At 64.4% G+C, this 21,909-nt stretch carries 19 protein-coding genes; 8 read left to right on the top strand and 11 right to left on the bottom strand.

The features are described 5' to 3' along the window. Nucleotides 1-2: 2 nt before the first annotated feature. From QK290_RS10455 to dinB, 7 genes are all read right to left on the bottom strand, one after another. Nucleotides 3-1,643, bottom strand: coding sequence for a UDP-N-acetylmuramoyl-L-alanyl-D-glutamate--2,6-diaminopimelate ligase (locus QK290_RS10455; RefSeq protein ID WP_282330599.1), 1,641 nt, complete (start codon nt 1,641-1,643; stop codon nt 3-5). Nucleotides 1,644-1,732: 89 nt separating this feature from the next. After that, nucleotides 1,733-3,529, bottom strand: a complete 1,797-nt coding sequence (locus QK290_RS10450; RefSeq protein WP_282330643.1) for a penicillin-binding protein 2 — start codon at nt 3,527-3,529, stop codon at nt 1,733-1,735. 70 nt (nt 3,530-3,599) lie between these two features. Further along, complete coding sequence (locus QK290_RS10445) at nt 3,600-4,253, bottom strand: hypothetical protein (protein ID WP_282330598.1); 654 nt, start codon at nt 4,251-4,253, stop codon at nt 3,600-3,602. Then, nucleotides 4,250-5,242, bottom strand: a complete 993-nt coding sequence (gene rsmH / locus QK290_RS10440; RefSeq protein ID WP_282330597.1) for a 16S rRNA (cytosine(1402)-N(4))-methyltransferase RsmH — start codon at nt 5,240-5,242, stop codon at nt 4,250-4,252. Before rsmH ends, QK290_RS10445 begins: the two co-directional genes overlap by 4 nt. A 170-nt stretch (nt 5,243-5,412) precedes the next feature. Continuing rightward, the gene (gene mraZ / locus QK290_RS10435; RefSeq protein ID WP_058929387.1) at nt 5,413-5,841 is read right to left on the bottom strand and encodes a division/cell wall cluster transcriptional repressor MraZ; all 429 of its coding nucleotides are present in this window, start codon (nt 5,839-5,841) and stop codon (nt 5,413-5,415) included. A 454-nt stretch (nt 5,842-6,295) separates the two neighbouring features. Further along, nucleotides 6,296-6,670 (bottom strand): DUF3040 domain-containing protein, encoded by a 375-nt coding sequence (locus tag QK290_RS10430; RefSeq protein WP_282330596.1) that lies wholly within the window; start codon nt 6,668-6,670, stop codon nt 6,296-6,298. Between the two features lie 264 nt (nt 6,671-6,934). Beyond that, nucleotides 6,935-8,158 carry a DNA polymerase IV gene (gene dinB, locus QK290_RS10425; protein WP_282330595.1) on the bottom strand — a complete coding sequence of 408 codons (1,224 nt, stop codon included), beginning with the start codon at nt 8,156-8,158 and terminating at the stop codon, nt 6,935-6,937. 74 nt (nt 8,159-8,232) lie between these two features. Between dinB and QK290_RS10420 the strand changes: the two genes are divergently transcribed. After that, nucleotides 8,233-8,760 (top strand): hypothetical protein, encoded by a 528-nt coding sequence (locus QK290_RS10420; protein ID WP_282330594.1) that lies wholly within the window; start codon nt 8,233-8,235, stop codon nt 8,758-8,760. After that, nucleotides 8,757-9,851, top strand: a complete 1,095-nt coding sequence (locus tag QK290_RS10415) for a polyprenyl synthetase family protein (RefSeq protein ID WP_282330593.1) — start codon at nt 8,757-8,759, stop codon at nt 9,849-9,851. The genes QK290_RS10420 and QK290_RS10415 overlap by 4 nt, the downstream gene beginning before the upstream one ends. Before the next feature lie 60 nt (nt 9,852-9,911). On the opposite strand, the gene QK290_RS10410 is transcribed toward QK290_RS10415, so the two are convergent. Further along, nucleotides 9,912-10,265: an Rv2175c family DNA-binding protein gene (locus QK290_RS10410; RefSeq protein WP_282330592.1), complete on the bottom strand. Its 354-nt coding sequence runs from the start codon at nt 10,263-10,265 to the stop codon at nt 9,912-9,914. A 240-nt stretch (nt 10,266-10,505) separates the two neighbouring features. Here QK290_RS10410 and QK290_RS10405 point away from each other — a divergent pair, with 240 nt between their 5' ends. Together QK290_RS10405 and pknB are read left to right on the top strand one after the other, a co-directional pair. Then, nucleotides 10,506-11,915 carry a lytic transglycosylase domain-containing protein gene (locus QK290_RS10405; RefSeq protein WP_282330591.1) on the top strand — a complete coding sequence of 470 codons (1,410 nt, stop codon included), beginning with the start codon at nt 10,506-10,508 and terminating at the stop codon, nt 11,913-11,915. Nucleotides 11,916-12,027: 112 nt separating this feature from the next. Next, nucleotides 12,028-14,100 carry a Stk1 family PASTA domain-containing Ser/Thr kinase gene (gene pknB / locus QK290_RS10400; protein WP_282330590.1) on the top strand — a complete coding sequence of 691 codons (2,073 nt, stop codon included), beginning with the start codon at nt 12,028-12,030 and terminating at the stop codon, nt 14,098-14,100. Nucleotides 14,101-14,152: 52 nt separating this feature from the next. On the opposite strand, the gene QK290_RS10395 is transcribed toward pknB, so the two are convergent. Both QK290_RS10395 and QK290_RS10390 read right to left on the bottom strand, forming a co-directional pair. Beyond that, nucleotides 14,153-15,544, bottom strand: a complete 1,392-nt coding sequence (locus tag QK290_RS10395) for a 3-deoxy-7-phosphoheptulonate synthase class II (protein WP_282330589.1) — start codon at nt 15,542-15,544, stop codon at nt 14,153-14,155. 71 nt (nt 15,545-15,615) lie between these two features. Further along, the gene (locus QK290_RS10390; RefSeq protein ID WP_282330588.1) at nt 15,616-16,395 is read right to left on the bottom strand and encodes a lysophospholipid acyltransferase family protein; all 780 of its coding nucleotides are present in this window, start codon (nt 16,393-16,395) and stop codon (nt 15,616-15,618) included. A gap of 111 nt (nt 16,396-16,506) precedes the next feature. Between QK290_RS10390 and QK290_RS10385 the strand changes: the two genes are divergently transcribed. From QK290_RS10385 to QK290_RS10375, 3 genes are read left to right on the top strand one after another with little or no spacing between them, the layout of a single operon-like run. Continuing rightward, entirely contained in the window at nt 16,507-17,328 is an 822-nt protein-coding gene (locus QK290_RS10385) for an alpha/beta fold hydrolase (RefSeq protein ID WP_282330587.1), read from the top strand. Then, nucleotides 17,325-18,119, top strand: coding sequence for an alpha/beta fold hydrolase (locus tag QK290_RS10380; RefSeq protein WP_282330586.1), 795 nt, complete (start codon nt 17,325-17,327; stop codon nt 18,117-18,119). Before QK290_RS10385 ends, QK290_RS10380 begins: the two co-directional genes overlap by 4 nt. Beyond that, nucleotides 18,112-18,771, top strand: coding sequence for a hypothetical protein (locus QK290_RS10375; protein ID WP_282330585.1), 660 nt, complete (start codon nt 18,112-18,114; stop codon nt 18,769-18,771). Before QK290_RS10380 ends, QK290_RS10375 begins: the two co-directional genes overlap by 8 nt. Nucleotides 18,772-18,781: 10 nt before the next feature. On the opposite strand, the gene QK290_RS10370 is transcribed toward QK290_RS10375, so the two are convergent. After that, nucleotides 18,782-19,870: an ROK family glucokinase gene (locus QK290_RS10370; protein WP_282330584.1), complete on the bottom strand. Its 1,089-nt coding sequence runs from the start codon at nt 19,868-19,870 to the stop codon at nt 18,782-18,784. Nucleotides 19,871-20,049: 179 nt separating this feature from the next. Between QK290_RS10370 and QK290_RS10365 the strand changes: the two genes are divergently transcribed. After that, nucleotides 20,050-21,858 (top strand): AMP-dependent synthetase/ligase, encoded by a 1,809-nt coding sequence (locus tag QK290_RS10365; RefSeq protein WP_282330583.1) that lies wholly within the window; start codon nt 20,050-20,052, stop codon nt 21,856-21,858. Nucleotides 21,859-21,909: the final 51 nt, after the last annotated feature.

Genomic DNA, 21,909 nt, shown 5'->3' with positions numbered 1-21,909 from the left:
GTCTAGGACTCTATCCGGTCGTCTCGAAGAACGGTGAATCCCCTGGCTGTCAAGGCGTTCCGCAGTTCCACCCGGTCGTCGAGCGCCAGGTTGACGCCCTTGACTTCCTGCCAGACCTCGTGCCCCCGGCCTGCCACCAGAATGGTGTCGCTTGGACCTGCCAGTTCAACGGCCCGTCGGATGGCAGCGTCGCGGGGATATACCTCTTCGATGACGCACCCCGGTGATTCCTGTTCGCGGGCTGGCCGTGCGCCCGCCAGCACATCTGCCCTGATGGCCGCAGGGTCCTCATCGTGGGGGTCGTCATCCGTGACGATGACGATGTCGGCCATCTTCGCGGCGACGGCGCCCATGGCCGGTCGCTTGCCCTCGTCGCGCTGTCCTGTGGCTCCGAAAACCACAATCACCCGGGAGCCGGGAAGCGGTGACCTGACTGCTTCCAGTGCGCGTGCCAGGGCATCAGTGTTGTGGGCGAAGTCCACTACAGCCGCCGGTTCCTCGGAGACGAGCTGCATGCGTCCCGGAACGGCCACGGTGAAGGGGTCGTGGTGGTCCAGGCCGGCCTGCACCGTGGTGGCGTCCATTCCGCTGGCGATGACCATTACCGTGGCCAGCGCGGCGTTCGCGACGTTGAAAGCGCCGGGCAGGCCCGTGTGTACATTCAGGGTGACGCCCTCGGGTCCCGCGAGGCTGAAGTCGGTACCCAACCCCCGCGCGGCAGCGGCGGTGACCGTCCAGTCGGTGGGAGCTGCGCCGGGTGCCATCGAGAGTGTGGTGACCGGGATCGGTGCCGTGGCGGCAAGCCTGCGGCCCCATTCGTCGTCGACCGTCACCACAGCCCTGCGGGCACGGCCCCGGGTGAACAGTTCCGCCTTCGTGGCGAAGTAGTCCTCCATGGTGCCGTGCAGGTCCAGATGGTCCTGCGTCAGGTTCGTAAAACCGGCAACGTCGAAGAGCACACCGTCCACCCGCTGGAAGGATACGGCGTGGGAGGAAACTTCCATGGACGCGGCGTCCAGCCCCCGTTCCCGCATGAGGGCGAGCAAGCCGTGAAGATCCGGTGACTCGGGTGTGGTCAGGAGGCTGGGAACCGGCTCTCCACCGGCCAGGATTTCGATGGTTCCGATCAGGCCGGTCTGCTGCCCGAGCGCACGGAGGAGGGCGTTAATGAAGTATGTGGTAGTGGTCTTGCCGTTGGTTCCCGTCACACCGTACAAGCGCGGCGTCCGCCCGGCTGTTGGCTGGCTCTGGTAGATCATGGCGGACAGCGGCCCCACCACGTTGCGCGGTCCGTCCACCACGAGGACGGGAACGGCAGTGTCCCCTGACAGCGCGAGAAGGCGGGCGCCGGCGTCGTCGGTCAGGACTGCCACCGCTCCCCTGCCGACCGCCTGCGAAACGAAGTCGGCGCCATGGCGGGCGGCACCGGGCAGCGCCACATAGAGGTCTCCCGGTTCCACGGTTCGCGAGTTCAGTGAAATTCCCATGACGCTGACGGCAGCGGAGGCACCCGGGACCTGCACACCGATCGCGTCTCCGATCGCGTCCAGGCGGACCGCAGCAACGGCCGTAGGCCTGAACCGCGCGGAGGCTGGCTCCCCTGCCTGCCCCGCGTTGTTGGCTGATGCGTTCTGGTCTGACAAGGGAATCTCCGATGGTGGTGCTAGTGGATCATGCCCGCGGGAAACTGCTTCCACTGCGGGCATTGGGGGAACTGCTGCCTGGCTTGATGTTACTTGGCGTACTGCGGCAACCTGGCCGGTTCACCCGTGGACGGCTGGACGTTGTAGGTGCGCAGGGCCTGGCTCATGACCGAACGGAACACCGGCCCCTGCGTGATGCCGTAGATGCTGCCCTTCGGACGCTGCAGTACCACCTCAACAATAAACCGCGGGTCGTCCATCGGTGCCATCCCCACGATGGAAGCGGTGTAGCCGCAGAACCCTGACTTCCCGTCGTCGCAGGGAGATTCAGAGGTTCCGGTCTTTGCCCCCACCCGGTACCCGTCGATCGCGGCGTCCTTGATCTGACCTTCGGTCACCGCGCTTTCCAGGATGTCCTGGACCTGTTGCGCCGTGCCGTCAGACACCACCTGGCGGGAAGGCTGCGGGGCAACCGCCTCTTCTGTTCCGTCCGGGGACACATACGCATCAATCAGGCGCGGCTGGAGCATCACACCATTGTTGGCGATCGTCTGGAAAGCCCGGACCGTCTGCAGCGTCGACTGCGCCACGCCCTGGCCGAAAAGCACTGTGTACTCCTGGCGGCCGTCCCATTGGTCGGCCGGGGTAAGAATGCCGGCCGCGGTGGCGGGCAGCCCGATGTCCGGCGCTTCGCCGATACCGAATTTCTTCAGCCAGTCGTGCCTTTGGTCCTTGGTGAGCCGGGAGCCGGCCGCCACGGTGCCGGTGTTCATGGACCAGCCCAGGATGCCGGCGAGCGTGCGCTCTTCTGTGCCATGGGTAAAGGAGTCCGTGAACGTCTGGCCGTCCACCGTGTACGACGGGCCGAGCGTGAAGGTGTCCAGCGGGCTGGATTTTCCTTCCTCAATCAGGGCGGCCGCGGTGATCATCTTCTGGACCGATCCGGGCTCATACGCAGCAGTCACGGAGCGCACACCGCGGTCCTTGGCGGCCACCCGGCCTGGATCGTTCGGGTCCGGCGCATTGGTATCGGCCATCGCGATCAGGTTGCCGGTCTTGGCATCCATCACGATGATGACACCCCACTCGGCACCGAGCTTGTCCGACTGGCTCTGGATGGCCTGCTGGGCGAAATACTGGAGATCGGAATTGAGGGTGAGCTTGACGTCCTTGCCGTCTTCCGGGGGTGTCAGCTCATCGACGCCGACGGGAATCCGAAGACCGTCCGCGCCGATCTCGAAAAGCCGCTTGCCGTCCTTGCCCCGCAGCAGCCCATCCTGGGTCTGTTCGATCCCCGCCTGGCCGGTACTTCCGTCCTGGAGGAAGCCGATGATGCCACCGGCCACGGAACCGTTGGGGTATACGCGTTTGCTGACGCCCTCGGTGACAATGCCGGGAATACTAAGATCCGAGACCCTGAGCTCAACGTCCGGTTTCAGGTCCTTGGCAACGATGTGGTATTTCGATTCACCTGTCAGGGCGTTCTTGAGGTCTTCAGTGTCCATGCCCAGGACAGCCGCGAGTTCGCTGATGCCCTGCTCCCGGCTGACTTCAACCAGCTTGTCGGCGCCTTCCTCCAGGCGCCAGAACTTATCGGTCTTTGTGTTGGTGGTCTGGTCCACCACAATGTTGTAGCGGATCACGCTGTTTGCCAGGACCGTCCCGGCTGCGTCCAGGATGCTGCCGCGTTCGGCAGGGAGCGCAGTCGCGCGCATCCGGTAATCGAGCGCAGCGGCAGCCATCCCGCCGACGTCGAGCCCCTGGACGAAGAAGAGCTTGCCGCCCACCACCAACAGCAGCGTCAGCATAATGCCGAGGCCGAGGCGCAGCCGTTTTGTGGCGTTAGGGGCCATACCGCTTTTTGCCTTGCCGGTCCTCTGCGCCACCGTGATTCCCTTGCTGCTCGCCATTATTGCCTGTTTAATGCCTGACTGGCTGTCCTTCAGCGGCTACCGGTTACAGCCCGGGCACCTTCTGTTCGGGTGCCGGTACCGAACCGCCGTGTAGCTCCACGGCAGGTGCCGGCGGAGCGGGTGCTTCAACCGGCGGGGCTGCCGCGGCAGGTGCCAATTCTTCGGTAGCCGGTTTACGGTTCGCCAGCGGCTCCCCGGACGTTGCCGGGGGAACCACAATGAGCATTCCCTCGACGGCCGGGGCAGGGATGACCGCTCCAGCCGCGCCGCCCTTCACAGCTGGAGTTGCCTTGCCCGTAACGGCAAGGGTGGAGAGATCGATCTGGCCTTTAACCGTCGAAGCGACCATTCCCAGGTCTGAGGCCTTGGCTGCCAGGTTCTGGGGAGCCTCGAAGTTTTGGACCTGCTGTGTCAGGTCCTGGTTCTGCTTGGTCAGCGTGCTCTGCTTACCCCTCAGTTCCACCAGCTGGTACTGGGAGGTAGAGACTGAGATGTTCAGGACCAGCACGGTGACGAGCGCAACGGCGAGCAAGGCGAAACACATGACGACAAACGGCGCCCGGCGCTTCTTGGGGGCGGAACGGACCACAGACAGAGGTGTGCGTTCCCGGCGGCCAGCGCCGGACGGAAGCGACCTGATCGCCGGGGCGCTGCTGCCGGAGACGACCGGAAAGTTCTTGACGGCGGCAGTGCTCATGCTTCGCTCCTGGCTCTGATACGTTCCACGGCCCGCAACCTGGCGGAGGCCGCGCGTGGATTTTCTGCAATCTCGACGGCGGTGGGCACCTCGGTGCCCTTGGTCAGGGTTTTGAGGAAGGCCTTGTGTTCCTCAAGTTCCACCGGAAATCCGAGCGGCGCGGAGGACTTGGACCCGGCCTGGAAAAATGACTTGACGATCTTGTCTTCGAGGGAGTGGTAGGACATGACCACGATGCGTCCGCCCAGTGCCGTTGCTTCCACGGCTGCCGGAACGGCGCGCTCCAGCACGTCCAGTTCCTCATTGACTTCGATGCGCAGTGCCTGGAATGTCCGTTTGGCGGGATGGCCGCCCGATTTGGCGGCTGCGGCCGGAACCACGGAGCGGATCTGTTCCACCAGTTCCCCCGTGGTGGCGAAAGGCTTGGCAGTCCTCGCCGCGACAATCCTGTTGGCGATCCGGCCAGCGAACTTCTCCTCGCCCCACTTCCGGATGATCCTGACGAGATCCTCTTCGCTGTAGTTATTCACCACATCCGCTGCGGTCTGCCCGCGGCTGGTGTCCATCCGCATGTCCAGGGGAGCGTCAAAGGAGTAGGCGAAGCCACGCTCGCGCTCGTCCAGCTGCAGCGACGACACACCCAGGTCCATCAGGATGCCGTGGACCTGGGCGACACCCAGGTCTTCGAGGACGTCGTCGATTTCGTCGTAGACGGCGTGGACCAGATCCGTCCGGGAAGCAAAGCGCCCCAGCCGCTCTCCTGCCAGCACCAGGGCTTCCTCGTCACGATCGATGCCGATCAGGTGCAGATCAGGGAAACGCTCCAGCATGGCTTCGGCGTGGCCGCCCATGCCAAGGGTCGCATCAATGGCGATCGGGGTTTCACCTCGGCGGCGGCCAGCTTCGAAGCCGGGCGCCAACAAATTAATGCACCGGTCCTTGAGGACCGGCACATGGCGTTCGGACGTTGGCTTCGGGTCATCGGTCATGCCTTCGTCCTTTCTTGCCGTGAGTGTTGGTGTGCTGCTTCTTGAGCCAGATCCCCATCCGCGCCTATCATCCTGCCGGCCTGGCTCCGGGGAAGTGAGGCCAGGTTGACTCTCTGATGGGCGGCTGGAGATCTCGTTCAAGAAGCGGTTCCGCCGGGCCGTTCAGGGGATCACAGGATTCCCGGAATGGCGTCGTCGGTTTCGGAGAAGGCGGTTTCCTTCTCCGCGAGGTACTCGTTCCAGGCCTGGGCATCCCAGATCTCGGCCCGGGTTCCTGCACCGATGACGGCCAGTTCCCTGCCGAGGCCTGCGTACTCCCGGAGCGCGGCCGGAATGGTTATGCGCCCCTGCTTGTCAGGTACCTCGTCAGAGGCTCCAGAGAGAAAGACGCGGATGTAGTCCCTGGCCTGCTTGGAGGAAATGGGCGCCTCCCGCATTTGCTCGTGGACCCGTGCAAATTCCTGCTCACTGAAGACGTAAATGCAACGTTCCTGTCCCCTGGTGAGAACAAGTCCGCTGGCAAGCTCCTCACGGAACTTCGCGGGGAGGATAATTCGGCCCTTTTCGTCCAGACGTGGCGAGTGTGTGCCCAGAAACACTGGCCCACCGCCTGTCTGCCGTCAGGAACTGCAATATCCCCTGTGTTGCAACTACCCTCTTATGTCCTCCACATTACTCCACTTTCCACCACAGTCAACGCGAATCCGGCCAATATTCCCCCTTTCAGGCCACTGTCCCCCAAATGGCGTGGGAGATGGAAGTGGAGGGTCCGTCGCCGTTTCGGCTGGAATCATAAGTGCCCCACGGCGGCGCCCTGCCACCGTCAGGCTCAAAACGGGCCCCGCCGGCGCATCAGCGGGCGTCCGGCCATCCATCCAGACCCGCAGCAGGGGTCGATTTGAGCGCAAAAGGGCACCGGGCTACTACCTGCTGCGGTTAAACGCAGAAGACCCGCCGTGGCGGGTCTTCTGCTGCGGTCATCCTGACCGTGGGGAGCGAAATGGAGGGCAGGCCTGAACCTACGGCCACGGCACCCGACTTACAGGCGCTGCCTTAGGATTCGTCGCGGCGGCGCTCGTCCCAGCGCTCTTCCAGGCTGGACATAAATGAACTTCTTGGTTTTCCGGACTTACCTGTACCAGGGGCGGAGCGCTGCTGGCCGCCGGCAGCGCTGCGCATTGTGGCGAAGTACACACCGCCGCCCATAACTACGAAGCCCAGGACACCGACAAAGATGTTCTGGACTGTGACGCCGACCAGGAGCAGGGCGATGCCCGCAAGTGTGCAGAGCACACCAATCACGATGTGGCGGGTGGACCACGTTCGCCCGGGATCCGAACCCATGGAATTGGCGAATTTCGGATCGTCTTCGTGCAGCTGCTTCTCCAGCTGCTCCAGCAGCTTCTGTTCGTGCTCCGAGAGCGGCATCACGACCTCCTTAAGTAGGCCAACGTACGGGCTGGTCCCATCCCGTACTACTGCTTCGATAACGACCGGCATGGCCGGGAGGTTCCCGCCCCGCCGACGATGGCGGAAAGCGAACACCGGCATGCGGGGCTTCGGAACTGCAGCATGTCCAGGAAGTCCGGCAATAACTGAGAACTATGTATATATAAGGATAGTTTGTCGGGGGCCGTTCTGAAAGACGGCCATCACCTCCCTGAACCAAACACGCAACGTGCCGGCGTTCGGCTAAGACGCGTTTCCGGAATCCAGCAGGCTGGCGGGGAGAATCGATTTGTTTCCGAACTTCCGGCTGACCTCGTCCAGTGCCTGTTCTGCTGCCCGCCAGTTATCATCCCGGCGGTCAAAGCTCAGCTGGAGGGACGTGTGGGCGGCGTCTTCCAACTGCTCGGCCCGGATGCCAACAAGGCGCACGGTCATGGGCCGACTCCCCAACGATTCCAGGAGTTGAATTGCCACGGCATAAATCAGTTGGGCGCTGTCTACAGGTGCGTGGACAGTGCGGCTCCTGGTGATTGTGGAAAAATCGGCATACCGGAGTTTCAACGCCACCGTCCGTGCCACCATCCCCGAACTCCGCAGCCGTCCTGCCGTCCTGTGGGAAAGCCGCAGCAGCTCCCGTGCGATCAGTGCGTTGTCGCCGGTATCCACGGCGAAGGTCTCTTCAGCGCCGATGCTCTTCTCAGGCCGCACGGGGGTTACGGGCCGCGGATCGATCCCCCACGACAGGCGGTAGACGTGTTCACCGGTGGCCCCGAGCATTTTCTTCAGTGCGGACACCGGAGTGGCAGCCACGTCCGCCACCGTCCTGATGCCCATCCGGGCAAGGACGTCCGCGGTCTTGGCGCCGATGCCCCACAGCGCCCCGACGGGCAGGCTGTGGAGGTAGGGCACCGTCTCGTCGGGTCCGATCTGCAACAGCCCGTCAGGCTTGCAACGCGTGGAAGCAATCTTGGCTACGAACTTACTGGCTGCGATGCCCACGGAGGCTGTAATGCCCAGTTCGGCAGCCACCCGGCGCCGGATCAGTTCACCTATTTCGCGCGGGGGCCCCAACCGCCGGATGGCGCCACCGACGTCCAGGAAAGCTTCGTCGACGCTCAGCGGCTCCACCAGATCGGTGATGGACGCGAAGATTTCCATCAGCCGGGCGGAAACGTCGTAGTACAGCTTGTGGCGCGGTTCAATGATGACGGCTTTGGGGCACATCCTGGCTGCGACCACCATGGGCATGGCGGACTTCACTCCGAAGGCCCGGGCTTCATACGACGCCGAGAGTACTACCGAGCGGTCCGCAGGGAAGCCAACGATCACGGGTTTGCCGCGGAGTTCCGGCCGGGTGCGAAGCTCCACTGCGACGAAGAATGCGTCCATATCCACGTGCATGATGCAGTTGCGCCGGAGCTCACGAAGACCCGCTTCGGTGTACTGGTTGTTCCGCTCAGGTCCCACACCGGCAATTGTATCGGCTGGTACTGACTAAACTGGAGGCTGAATCCGGCATCAACACCAGGAGGACAGTCCCCGTGACCGTCATGAAAAGTCTTAAGCCAACAGGATTAGCGGCACTGGCCGCAGGCGCCATTCTGGCTCTCGCTGCCTGCAGCCCCGCAGAGCCCGGAGCGGCATCATCCTCCTCAGTTACATCCTCACCAGCGACTGGCAGCGCCAGCGTAACCGCGTCCGCGAGCCCGACGGCGTCGCCGGGAACTTCCGCCACGGTGGGGACAATCGTCGCGGGATTCCCGGAAACCCTGCTCCCACTGATGCCCGGCGCCACGGTGATTTCGAGCAGCTTTGATAAGTCATCAACGCCCGCCACGGCGGCCCTCGTGGCCAGCATCAACGCCCCGACCGCCACCGTCGTGGAGTTCTACACAAAGCACCTGGAAGCGCAGGGATTCAAAGCCGTCCCCGGCGACGCTGTGGGCGCTGTCGCTTCCAAAGACTTCGTCCGGAACGATTCCGAAACGGTCAACATCGCAGCCGTCGAAGCGGCCGGCCTTTCTACTTTCACCATCGGCGCGAACGTGGCTGCTGAGTCCGCCAAGTGAGCGTTTCGGAGCAGTTAAGGATTGAGCAGACTGCATTCGTCGCCGCCGTAGCCGGTGAGCTCACAGACTTCCTCACCACGCGGCAATCGCTCATGGCTGCCATTTCACCCGATATCGATCCCATCATGGGTTCCATTTCCAACCTGGTGACGGGCGGCAAGAGGCTCCGCGCCCTGATGTGTTACTGGGGGTGGCGCGGCGCGGGCGGCGATCCGGCGGCCGAGGAAATCGTGACGGCGGGATCGGCCTTGGAACTTTTCCAGGCAGCTGCCCTGATCCATGACGACATCATTGACCGCTCGGACACGCGGCGTGGCGGGCCCAGCGTGCATCGCCGCTTCAGCCAGCTGCACCACGCGCAAGGCTGGGCCTTGGACAGCGAGCGGTTTGGGCAGGCAGCCGCGATCCTCACCGGGGATCTATGCCTCTCCTTCAGCGAGGAGGCCTTCACGGACATCGGCGAACATGCGGCTGCAGGCAGTAGGGCGCGTCTGATCTTCAACCTCATGCGCGCCGAGGTTATGGCGGGTCAGTATCTTGACATCCTGGAGGAAGTGGCAGGTCCCGTCCGGGACCGGGCCGGAGCGGTGACGAGGGCACAGTCGATCATCAGGTTCAAGTCCGCCAAATACTCCACTGAGCACCCGCTGGCGCTTGGCGGCGCCTTGGCGGGCGCTCCGGACGACCTGCTCCGGGGCTACTCGGCCTTCGCGCTGCCGCTGGGCGAGGCTTTCCAACTGCGCGACGACGTCCTGGGGGTCTTCGGGGACCCTGTCACTACGGGCAAGCCGGCAGGCGACGATCTTCGCGAAGGTAAGCGGACAGTGCTCATTGCCCTCGCGCTGGGCCAGGCGACAACGGCAGAATCGGAATTTATCGACGCCAAGCTGGGCAGCCCGGACCTGGGCGACGCTGACGTGTCCGAGATCCGGCGGATCATCGAAGAGTCGGGTGCGCTTCAGGCGACGGAAGTGCTGATCAACGAATTCGGCGCCGCGGCGTATAACGCGCTGGAACAGCTGCCGCTGGACGAACTGCCCAAGACCGCCTTGCGGAAGCTGGCGGAAGCCACGGTCAGCCGCGCGTCCTGACATTCGTACTGGTCTTTGCAGCAGCTGCGGGCCCGGCGTTGACCGGGCTCCTTATGTTGTTTACCAGGCCAGAGTTTGGGCCCGGCGCCTGATTTCCGTCTTGCGGCCTTCCCGCAAGGCATCAATTGGCCGGCCCCGGAGCGACTCGTCGGGGGTAAACAGCCAGACGATCAGGTCCTCGTCGGAGTAGCCGGCGTCTGCCAGGACCACAATGGTCCCCTTGAGGCTGTCAACAACCTGGCCCTCCAGGATAAACGCGGCTGGAACTGACCGTATTCGCCGTTCCCCGACCCGCAGGGCCGCCAGGGCGCGTTCATCAATAAGGCCATGGACTCTCGTAATCGAAACGTCCAACATCTGCGCGACATCCGGCAGGGGCAGCCACTCGCCCACAAGGCTTTCTACGTTACTCACGGATCAAGGTTGCCACGGCCGGACCCCTGCCGCCTAGTCGGCATCGGCTGCCATTGCCGCGAATTATCCAACACTCCACAAAACTCTTTATGCCACCGGGGTCGGAATTCTTGTGCTAAGGGACATTTCATGAGAGATTCACATAGATCACATTTGTAACAGCAATAACTTAAGTAACATTAGTATCAATAGTCACATTGCATCTCCCGCCCACGGCAGTTGAAGAAGAGGATTCTTTCCATGACGACGTCCCGTTCGCCAAAACAGCCCCCGAGGCAGAGCCTGCCCATGATTGCTGTCACCACGGCGGCGCTCCCTGCGGTTGTCTTGTCGTCGTTGGCCCTGGCCCAGCCTGCTGCGGCAGAGGCACCTGCCCGCGCAATCCCGGCAACCCTTGCCGCCGCGATGAAGGCCCAAGCGGCTGAAACGAAAGTTGGCCTGATCCCGGCGGCTTCTGTCTCCACTACTATTCCGGCTGCCTTCCAGCCCATGCAGCCTGCAGCGCCCGCGGAATACACCATCGCCCGCGGCGACACCATCAGCGGAATTGCCGGCAAATTCGGACTGGACACGTACGAAGTCCTCAAGCTCAACAACCTCCAGGCGAACACCATCATTTACCCCGGCCAGAAGATCAAGCTGTCCGGCTCGGGTTCCCCGGCTGCGCCTGCGCCGGCGCCGGCAGCCCCCAACGCGGCCGCTCCGGCCAATGCCGGAGGCAGCTACACGGTAAAGTCCGGCGACACGCTCGGCGCCATCGCGGCCCGGCACAACGTCAGTCTGTCCGATGTTTTCAGCTGGAACGGCCTGAACATGCGATCCATCATCTACCCGGGCCAGAAGATCAACGTGGGCGCGGGTGAGACTGCAGCGGTCCAGCCTGCTTCCGCTCCTGCAGCACCAGCTGCAGCCGTGCAGCCCACGTCCGCTCCCGCAGCGCCGGCTCCCGTAGCACCGGCTCCCGGCGGTTCATACACGATCAAGGCCGGGGACACCCTGTCAGCGATCGCCTCCCGGCACGGCGTCAAGCTCTCGGACATCCTGGCGGCCAACAAGCTGACCATGACTACTGTCATCTACCCCGGCAACAAGCTGGTCATTCCGGGCGCCTCCATCCAGCCCGCTTCCTCCACCCCGGCCGCCCCTGCAGCCCCCGCCGCTCCACTGGTAGGGAGCTCCTTCCTGGGCTTCACCTACCCCGCGACCGTTGTGAGCTCCGCCAACGAAAACAAGGCCTTGCTGAACGCCTCTCCCGTACCGTCCCGGGCTGAGATGCGCACAATTGTGGCTGACACGGCCCGCCAATTGGGGGTGAACCCCGCACTGGCTCTGGCCTTCGCACAGCAGGAGTCCGGCTTTGACCAGCGGGCGGTGTCACCGGCCAACGCAATCGGCACCATGCAGGTCATCCCATCCTCCGGGCAGTGGGCGTCAGACCTCGTAGGGCGGAAGCTCAACCTGCTGGACCCCTACGACAACGCAACGGCCGGCGTGGCGATCATCAAGCGGCTTATCGCTACCAGCAAGGACGAGGACACCGCGATAGCGGGGTACTACCAGGGTCAGTACTCGGTCAGCAAATACGGTATGTACGACGACACCAAGGCCTACGTAGCTGCGATCAAGGCGCACCAAAAGAACTTCGGCTAAATCCCGTATATCAGTGCCCCGCGTGCTTGCTGGCGCCAGCCCGGGGATAATGATAGGGGTCCGGACCGCACGTCGGTTCGGACCCTTTTCCATGCGGGATTAGTATCGTAGGGTGCAGGAACAAGTGTCAGACCGTCTCGTTGGAACGCTGGTGGACAACCGCTACGCCGTCCGCTCTAAACTCGCGCGCGGCGGCATGTCTACCGTATATCTGGCAACGGACCTCCGGCTGGAACGCGATGTTGCCCTGAAGGTCCTCCATCCACACCTCGCCACCGACGAGACGTTCCTGGACCGGCTGGGCCGCGAGGCGAAAGCCGCCGCGAAGCTGTCCCACGCCCACGTTGTGGGAGTCCTGGACCAGGGCAACGACGGCCAGACCGCTTATCTGGTCATGGAACACATCAAGGGCCACACCCTCCGGGACGTCATCAGAACCAAAGGTGCGCTGCCTCCCAGGCTGGCCCTTGCCCTGATCGATCCGGTAGTGCAGGGCCTCGGTGCAGCCCATGCGGCGGGGCTGATCCACCGGGATGTGAAACCGGAGAACGTCCTGATTGCCGACGACGGCCGGATCAAGATCGGCGACTTCGGACTGGCCCGTGCCGTAACGACGTCCACGAGCACCGGGACACTCATCGGTACCGTGGGTTACCTCTCCCCCGAGCTTGTGCTCGGAAAACAGGCTGACACCCGGAGTGATATCTACTCCGTGGGCATCATGCTCTATGAGATGCTGACCGGCCAGCAGCCGTACGACGGCGAGGTCCCCATCCAGGTTGCGTACAAGCACGTGAATGAAACGGTCGGTCCTCCCTCGGCCTTGGTGCCCGGCCTCGCCGCCGAGGTGGATGAACTCGTCCAGTGGTGCACCGCAAACGATCCCGAGAACCGCCCCGTCGACGGCAACGCCCTGCTGCAGGAACTCCGCCACATCCGGACCAACCTCACGGATGCCGAACTGGACCTCAGGCCGCCTGCCGCGACCCAAGAAGGCCAGCAGAACCAGACCGAGATCATCGCCCGCACCAACAACCCCACCGCCGTAATGTCATCCTTCTCACGGCCCCAGCCTCAGCACCCACCGCACGCTCCGCATGCCCTGTATCCGCCCGACGCCGACTTCCGGCCAGGCGAACAGTACCGGCCGGAAGCGCACCACAGGCCAGATGCTCAAGACGCCGTCCCGGCAGCGATCCCCATCAGCAAACGCGCCCGGCGCAGGCTGGACAGGGAGGAACAGAAGGCAAGGGCGCGGGCTGCGGCCACCCCGGTCCGGAGCCTTCGGGAGGGCAACCCGCGGCGCCGCGGCGTCCTCTGGGTGGTGGTCCTGGTCATCATCGCGTTGCTTGCCACCGGAGCCGGCTGGTTCTTCGGCATGGGGCCAGGGTCCCCGGGCACCATTCCGGCGGTCGCCAACAAGTCGGTGGCTCAGGCCCAGCAACTGCTGAGCGAGTCGGGGTTCCAGTCACGAACCAACGATGTCTTTGACGACGACGTTCCCTCCGGCCTTGTGGTGGGCTCCGACCCGGCTGCCGGCGCGGAGACCCGGAAGTACCAGCCGGTGTCCTTGTTTGTTTCCAAGGGCCCGCAACTCTATGAACTCCCGAGGCTGACCGGCGGAACGCTTGACGAAGCGAAAAATGCACTGAACCAGGCCGAAATGGCGCTCGGCACCGTCACTGAACAATTTGACGACGCCGTTGCCGCCGGCGTCGTGCTCTCCCAGGAGCCGGCCGCCGCGACTCCCGCGCGCCACGGCACCCCGGTCAATCTTCTGGTCTCCAAGGGGCCGCAGCCGATCCCGGTCCCGTCAGTGGTGGGACTGGCGAAGAACGCCGCCGTCAACGCCATCGAAGCTGCCGGCCTCAAGGCCGATGTCGCGAGGGACGAAGTCAACGATCCCAAGGTGCCCAAGGGCTCAGTTGCTGCGCAGTCGCCCGCGACCGGCACCCTGACCAAGGGCGGCGCAGTGACGCTGACCATTTCCGACGGACCCAAGCTGGTTGAAGTCCCCAGCTTCATCGGCAAACAAGCCAAAGAAGCCGAAGAAGCGCTGCGTGGGTTGGGCTTCGAGGTACGGGTAAACAATATCCTCGGCGGCTTCTTCGGCACGGTTCGTGATCAGGACCCGGTGAAGAAGAAGGTGCCCGAAGGCTCCGTCGTTACTCTCACCGTGGTGTAGCCAGCGGTCTGCCGGCCACACCACCGTGGAAGCCTGACTCCGCATCGGGCGGTCAGTGCTTGGCCAGTGCTCCGGCCACCAGGAACGCCATTTCGAGGGACTGCATGTGGTTCAGTCGCGGATCGCAGACCGACTCGTACTTGTCGAGGAACGATTCCTGGTCCACCGGATCGGCTCCGCCCAGGCATTCCGCGACGTCGTCACCGGTCATCTCCACATGGAGGCCACCGGGAACCGTGCCCAGGGCCTGGTGCACTTCGAAGAACCCGCGTACTTCGTCAATGACGTCGTCGAAGTTGCGGGTCTTGTAGCCGTTCGGCGACGTAACCGTGTTGCCGTGCATCGGATCGGTGACCCAGAGAACCTTGGCGCCGGAGGCTGTGACCTTCTCCACAATGGCGGGAAGCTTCTTGCGGATATTGCCCGCTCCCATGCGCGTGATGAACGTCAGCCTGCCCGGCTCCCGCTCGGGGTCCAGCTTGTCGATGAGGCGGAGGGCGTCGTCGCCGGTTGTCGACGGGCCCAGCTTCACGCCAATGGGATTTCGAACGCGTGAGAGGAAGTCAACGTGCGCGTGGTCAAGTTCGCGCGTACGCTCCCCGATCCACAGGAAATGCGCCGAGGTGTCATACGGAAAACCGGTCCGCGAATCGATGCGGGTCAGTGCACGCTCGTAGTCCAGCAGCAGGGCCTCGTGGCTGGCGAAGAATTCCACCCGCTTGAGTGCTTCGAAATCAGCGCCGCAGGAGGCCATGAACTTGATGGCGCGGTCGATGTCTCTGGCGAGGGATTCGTAACGGGCGTGCGCCGGGTTTTCGGTAAAACCCTTGTTCCACTGGTGCACGGAGCGCAGGTCCGCGAAACCGCCTTGTGTGAAGGCCCTGATGAGGTTCAGCGTGGAGGCGGACGTATGGTAGGCCTTGAGCAACCGGGCGGCGTCATGGCCACGGGACTCGGGAGTGAACTCGTAGCCGTTGACGATGTCGCCTCGGTACGCCGGCAGGGTCACGCCGTCGCGGGTTTCATCGTTGGACGAGCGGGGCTTGGCGAACTGGCCGGCCATCCGGCCCATCTTGATGACCGGCATCGCTGCGCCGTAAGTGAGCACCACTGCCATCTGCAGGATGGTCTTGACGCGGGCGCTGATCTTATCCGCCGTTGCCGCTTCAAAGGTCTCAGCACAGTCGCCACCTTGCAGCAGGAAGGCTTTGCCCTCCGCGGCAGCTGCCAGCCGTTCACGGAGAACGTCCACTTCGCCGGCGAAAACCAGCGGTGGCAGCACGGAAAGTTCCCCGACAGATGCGTCGAAAACGTCCTTGTCCTGCCAGCTGGGCTGCTGGGAAACGGGAAGGTCACGCCAAACATCCAGTCCGGGATAGTTGGCTGCTCCGCTCTGGGCGGTGCTGGACAGCGAAAAGGCAGGTCTTGCAGATAGCTCAGTCACTATCTAAGACTAATGTGCGCGGCTGGCTTCAGGACACCTGACCGTCACGCATCCCGGGTGCGGCGTCACAGTCAGCTGGCTGCCGGGTCCTTGCCCTCGGCCTCAGTGCCCTCAGCACCGCCGTCAGATTCAGCCCGTTTCGCGGAGGGATCGCCAGCCTCGGCCGCCGCTGCTCCCGCAAGGCGGAGCTTAACCACGGCGGCGTACTCGTCCACGTACTCCTGGCCGGAGAGGCGCATCAGCTCGAACATGATCTCGTCGGTGACCTGGCGCTGGACCAGCCGGTCCTCCGCCTGGTCTGCGTACTGGCTGAAATCCAAGGGCGCACCGAAAATCATGCCGATCCGCCGGATATTCGGCATCCGTTTGCCGATGGGCTGAACCTTGTCCGTGCCGATCATGGCCACGGGGATCACGGGCACACCAGCCTGCAGGGCCAGCCTGGCGACCCCCACCTTTCCCCGGTAGAGGCGAGCGTCGGGGCTGCGGGTCCCTTCAGGGTAGATGCCCAGCAGTCCCCCGCTTGTCAGGACATCCATGCCGGCGTTGAGCGAAACAGCCGATGCCGCGCCCCCGGACCTGTCCATGGGCAGCTGGTTGGTGAGCCTGAAGAACATGGCCGTCAGCCTGCCTTTGAGGCCGGTGCCGGTGAAGTACTCGGACTTGGCCAGGAAAACAACCGGCCGGCGGACCATCAGCGGCATAAAGATGGAGTCGGAGAAAGACAGGTGGTTTGAGGCGATAATTGCCGCGCCCTGCGCAGGAACATTGTCCAGACCCTTGACCCAGGGGCGGAAAAGGAGCCGCAGCACCGGCCCCAGGAAGATCCTCTTCATGACCCAATAGAACACGTGACGAACCTCTCCGGAAGCCGGCCGGCCGGCCCTTCAGCGGGCCGGGCGGGCACTTCAGTGCAACCCTACTCTAGTGAGATTTGTCGAGAACAATGACACGATGGTGTTATGACAGAAAGCAGCATCGCGCCCCGGCCTGCCGCTTTCAGCTACCCCGGCCACGGACCCAATGCCACCACCGGGATTGCCATCTGCCACGGCTTCACCGGCAGCCCCCTGAGCGTCCTGCCCTGGGCAGAGCACCTCGCCGCCCAGGGATTCGCGGTGTCGGTACCGCTTCTTCCCGGCCATGGGACAGATTGGCGTCAGCTTGCGCGCTCAAATTGGCGCGACTGGTACGGGACTTTCGAATCGGCGTACCTGGAACTGAGCGACCGGACGGAGCAGTGTTTTGTGGCCGGCCTCTCGATGGGCGGCGCCATTGCGTTGCTGACGGCCGCCAGGCATCCTGCGGCTGGCGTCTCTCTGGTGAATCCCGGCCTTAGCTTTTATGACCGCCGCGTGCGTGTCATCGGTGTGCTCAAGTATTTTCAGCGCACTACCGTGCCCATCCAGGAGGAACAGCCGACGGCGGGAGTCAGCAATAACGGCGACTATTCGCGGACGCCTTTGGCAGCCGTCCATGAGCTCAAGAAGCTTTTCGGCACAGCCACGCGGGGGCTGCACCAGGTCAGCGCCCCGGTGCAGGTCTTCAAGTCCCAGTCGGACGTCGTCGTTCCGGCCACCTCGCTCCTGACGCTGCGGCAGCGTCTGGGCCCACGGCTGGTGGAAGTAGTGGACCTGCACAACAGCGGACATGTGGCCACGCTGGATGTTGATGCGCCAGAGATATTTGCCCGTTCCAGCGCCTTCTTCCTGGCCCATACACCCACCGCTGCCCCGCCAGCCCGAACAGCGGCCACACCTCACACCACCTCGGAGACCTCATGACCGGTGCACCGGACCACAGCCCTTTCAGCAGCACCTTCAACGGCGACGGAGCCCGCATCGGGGTGGTCCTCTCCCACGGATTTACGGGCAGTCCGCACGGGCTGCGCGCGTGGGCGCAGTCGTTCGCCGACGCCGGGTTCGCCGTACGCATGCCGCTGCTGCCCGGGCACGGCACCAGCTGGCAGGACCTGGCGCGCACGCGGTGGCCGCAGTGGCACAGCGCACTGGACGACGCCTACCTGGAGCTTGACTCGCACTGCGACCACGTCTTCGTCGCCGGGCTGAGCATGGGCGGCGCCCTGGCCCTGAGAATTGCGGCCAGCCGGCCCGTGGCCGGGGTGATCTTGGTGAACCCCGGCCTCGTTATCGATGATCCCCGAGCGCCCTTGGCCGGCATCCTGAAACTGGTCCTGAAGAGTACTCCGGCCATCGCCAACGACATCCTGAAACCCGGGATGGACGAGGGCGCCTACCCCCGGACGCCCGTAGCTGCGGCCCATGAGCTGAACAAGATGTTCAAGGACACCATCCGGTTGCTCCCCCGCGTCACCGCGCCCGTCCGGATCTTCCGCTCCACCGTGGACCACGTCGTATCGGACACGAGTGTGGCAGCGCTGCGCCGCGGCCTGGCAAACGCACCACTGACACTGACCACGCTGGAGAACAGCTACCACGTGGCAACGCTTGATAACGACGCTGAGGAGATTTTCCGAGGATCCGCCGACTTCGTCCGGGCGGTGGTTGCCGGCACGGCAGCAGCCCAGGTCCAGGAGGGTACCGCCCATGAATAGGCCCGACTCCGGCTCACAGGACCAAAGCGCAAACCAGGACGATGCAGTGTGGCTGGACCTGGTGGCCCGGCTCGAAGAAAAGCCCGGAGCCCCTTCCGGCACAGTCCCGGCGAGCGCCACCACCCCCGGCCCGATTGCCCCGGGCCCTGACGCCGCGGGTAATGACGCCAAAACTCCTGATTTAGCAGGCCCGGAAGCCGTGGCCGGGTCCGGCAGGTCCGCGACGTTCCGCGACTTTGATCCGCTGGGTCTGGCGGGAACAGCCCCTACCGAACTGTCAGCAGCCGAACGGCAGGCGGCGACGCCGGGCACCGGTGACGGCGGGCAGGTCGACGCCGGCGAGGGGACCGGCGGTTATGTTCAGGGCGGCACCGCCGCCTTCGGCCCGCGTGACTATGCCGTGGAGAACGACGCCGGGGACTTCGTTCCGGAAGAACCGCCAAGCCTTGCCGGGACGGATCCCCTGACCATGCTTGCCTGGCTCGGCGCAATTGGTGCGCCCCTTGCCTTGCTGCTGGCGGTCATGTTCTGGCGGTCAGCGCCGATGCTGGCGATTGTGGGCATGGTGGCAGTTTTCATCCTTGCGGTGGTTTACCTGATCATGAAGTTGCCCCAGGAAAAAGACGAGAACGACGACGGCGCCCGCGTCTAAGAAGCGACCGTCACCGCATGCGGCTGCTGACTCGGGACAGATCGGCCGCTCCGATGAGCCCTGCGTTTGGCCCGAGCGCTGCCAGCTCGATGCCGGCCGCCGGACGGAAGCCTCGGCCGGTGAGGTTTCGGGCGAAGGCTTTACGGGCGGGCTCCACCAGCAGGTCGCCCGCCGAGCAGAGTCCCCCGCCGATCACAAACAGTCCGGGATCCAACGCTGCTGCCAGGTTCGCCAGTCCCAGGCCCAGCCATTCGCCCACTTCATCAAGGAGTTCGCGGCAGGCCGCGTCACCGGCGAGTGCCAGTTCGGTGACAATCGACCCGGTGATCTGCTCCGCGTCACCGCCGACGGTGGCCAGCAGTTCTTGGGCAACCGGCGAATTCGCACGCGCCAGGATCCTCGCTTCCCGGCCGAGGGCGTTGCCCGAGGCGTACTGCTCCCAGCAGCCCCGGTTCCCGCACTCGCAACGCTGCCCGCCGGGCATGATGATCTGGTGGCCGAATTCGCCGGCTACACCGAACCGGCCGCGCTCCACCCGCCCGTCCATCACCATGGCGCCGCCGATACCGGTACCGAGGGTGATGCACACCAGCCGGTCCTCTCCCTGCCCTGCACCAAAGCGCCATTCCGCCCAGGCCGCGGCGTCGGCGTCGTTCGTCAGCAGCACAGGGCGTCGCAGGAGGCGCTCAAGGTTGGCCCGCAACGGCTCATTGCGCCAGGCGAGGTGCGGACTGAAAAGCACTGTTCCGCCATCCAGATCCATCCAACCGGCCGCACCGATGCCCACCGACCAGACCCTGTGGCGTGCTCCCAATTCGTCCACGAGCTCGACGATGACCTGCTCTACAGCGCGCGGGTCGCTGCCTGGGGTGGACCGCCGGGCCTCGCTCAGAATCCTTCCGTCGGCGTCCACCACGCCGGCGGCGACCTTGGTGCCGCCGATATCGATGCCGATCGCCAGTCCCTTGCGTCCGAGCCGCAGGTGCTCGCGGAACGTTTCCACCTGCCTGGGCCGGGCCCTCAATCCCAGCGGCCGCCGCCGCCAGGGGGCTGGACGTCGGAGCTGATCGGCGGGCTCGCCGGGGGGCATTGCGTACATAGTGATTCATTCTAGGGCGCCCCGGGCGGGCAGCACCGGAGGCCGGGCCTATGGTCTTCGCACTCCTCTTTGACTCCTATGTTACTGGCCAGTAGGTTTGTTTCTGCACGGCCAAGTTACAGGGCGTATTAGTCTTTAGGCATACCCTGTGCGGGTCTATGGATATCAAAGGAGCTATAGTGCGCGAATTCAGTGTTCCGCCCCTGGTTATTGTCCCACCGGAAACCAACATCACCGATCTTGTGCTTCGGCAGGCAGCCAAGCCCAGCAACCCGGCACTCTTCTCCCGGCTGGACTCCGCAGGCGCCTGGCGGGACGTCTCGGCTACGGATTTCCTGGCGGACGTCCAAGCCCTTGCAAAGGGCCTGATGGCCAGTGGCGTGGGAGCCGGCGACCGGGTGGGCATCATGTCCCGCACACGCTACGAGTGGGCGCTCGTCGACTTCGCCATTTGGTTCGCCGGCGCCGTCTCGGTGCCCGTCTACGAGACCTCATCGCCGTCGCAGGTTGCCTGGAACCTCGGTGACTCCGGGGCGGTTGCCGCATTCGGCGAGGCCGCCCACCATGAGGACATCATCCGGCAGGCGGCCACGTCCGAAGGCCTCACCGCCCTGCAGCACGTCTGGCAGCTCGAAGGCAGCGGACTGGACGCCGTCCGTGAGGCGGGCCAGGACGTCAGCGACGCCGACCTGGAGGCCCGCCGCTCAACGGCACAGCTCAGCGACGTGGCCACCCTCATCTACACCTCGGGCACCACCGGCCGGCCGAAGGGCTGCGAGCTGACCCACGGCAACTTCGTTGAACTGTCCGACAACGCCCTGGCGCTGCTTGGCGACGTGGTGAACGAGCAGGCCAAAACCATCATGTTCCTGCCGTTGGCCCATGTCTTTGCACGGTTCATTTCGGTGCTGGCAGTGGCCGCCGGCGCCACGGTGGCGCACACCCCGGACATCAAGAATCTGCTGGCCGACCTGCAGAGCTATCAGCCCACGTTCATCCTGGCCGTGCCGCGCGTCTTCGAGAAGGTCTACAACTCGGCCCTGACAAAGGCAGAGGACGGCGGCAAGGGTGCCATCTTCCACAAAGCCACGGAGACCGCCATCGCGTTCTCCAAAGCCCGCCAGGCCGGGCACGTTGGCCTGGGGCTCAAACTCAAGCACACAGTGTTCGACAAACTCGTCTACGGCAAGCTGCGCGCGGCCATGGGCGGCAACGTGGCCCATGCCGTCTCCGGCGGCGGCCCGCTCGGGGAACGGCTGGGCCACTTCTTCCAGGGCATCGGCCTGCAGATCCTTGAAGGGTATGGCCTTACCGAGACCACGGCCCCCATTTCGGTCAACACCCCCGCCCTGATCAAGATCGGCTCCGTCGGCAAGCCGCTGCCGGGCAACTCAGTAAAGATCGCCGAAGACGGCGAGATCCTGGCCAAGGGTGTCTGCGTGATGCGCGGCTACTACCAGCGCGAAGACCTGATGGCCGATACGTTTGCCGATGACTGGTTCCGCACCGGAGACATCGGAAGGCTCGACGAGAACGGCTTCCTGTGGATCACCGGCCGCAAGAAGGAAATCATCGTCACGGCCGGCGGCAAGAACGTGGTTCCGGCCCTGCTGGAGGACCAGATCCGGGCGGATGCGCTGGTCTCCCAGGTCCTGGTAGTGGGCGACAACCGGCCGTTCATCGGCGCCCTGGTGACCCTGGACCCGGAAGCACTGCCAGGCTGGCTCCAGCGGCACGGGCTGCCCGCCACCACCACGCCTGACGAGGCGGTCGAGAGCCCGGTGGTCAAGGCCGCCGTGCAGGACCTCATCACGCAGGCCAACGCCTCGGTGTCGCAGGCGGAGTCCATCAAGTCATTCCGGATCGTCGCTTCGGACTTCACGGAAGCGTCCGGTCATCTGACACCATCCATGAAGGTGAAGCGGGCCCAGGTGATGAAGGACTTCGAGTCGGTCATCGAGGAAATGTACGGCGCACCGCGCGTCTAAGCGGCACTGCAAAACGAGGGGCCCTCCCGGCGGAAGTGGAAACTTCCGCCG

Origin of the sequence: Pseudarthrobacter sp. AL07, from assembly GCF_029960665.1 — a bacterium.
Taxonomy (GTDB): Bacteria; Actinomycetota; Actinomycetes; order Actinomycetales; family Micrococcaceae; genus Arthrobacter.
The sequence above is the reverse complement of the archived record's forward strand: the minus strand, read 5'-3'. Positions and strand labels throughout refer to the sequence as shown.

What these genes read in the sequence shown, in the direction of transcription:
- rsmH (WP_282330597.1), bottom strand. Translation starts at nt 5,242, where the DNA reads ATGACCGATGACCCGAAGCCAACGTCCGAACGCCATGTGCCGGTCCTC.
- QK290_RS10375 (WP_282330585.1), top strand. Translation starts at nt 18,112, where the DNA reads ATGAATAGGCCCGACTCCGGCTCACAGGACCAAAGCGCAAACCAGGAC.
- QK290_RS10430 (WP_282330596.1), bottom strand. Translation starts at nt 6,670, where the DNA reads ATGCCGCTCTCGGAGCACGAACAGAAGCTGCTGGAGCAGCTGGAGAAG.
- QK290_RS10405 (WP_282330591.1), top strand. Translation starts at nt 10,506, where the DNA reads ATGACGACGTCCCGTTCGCCAAAACAGCCCCCGAGGCAGAGCCTGCCC.
- QK290_RS10370 (WP_282330584.1), bottom strand. Translation starts at nt 19,870, where the DNA reads ATGTACGCAATGCCCCCCGGCGAGCCCGCCGATCAGCTCCGACGTCCA.
- QK290_RS10445 (WP_282330598.1), bottom strand. Translation starts at nt 4,253, where the DNA reads ATGAGCACTGCCGCCGTCAAGAACTTTCCGGTCGTCTCCGGCAGCAGC.
- QK290_RS10385 (WP_282330587.1), top strand. Translation starts at nt 16,507, where the DNA reads ATGACAGAAAGCAGCATCGCGCCCCGGCCTGCCGCTTTCAGCTACCCC.
- QK290_RS10380 (WP_282330586.1), top strand. Translation starts at nt 17,325, where the DNA reads ATGACCGGTGCACCGGACCACAGCCCTTTCAGCAGCACCTTCAACGGC.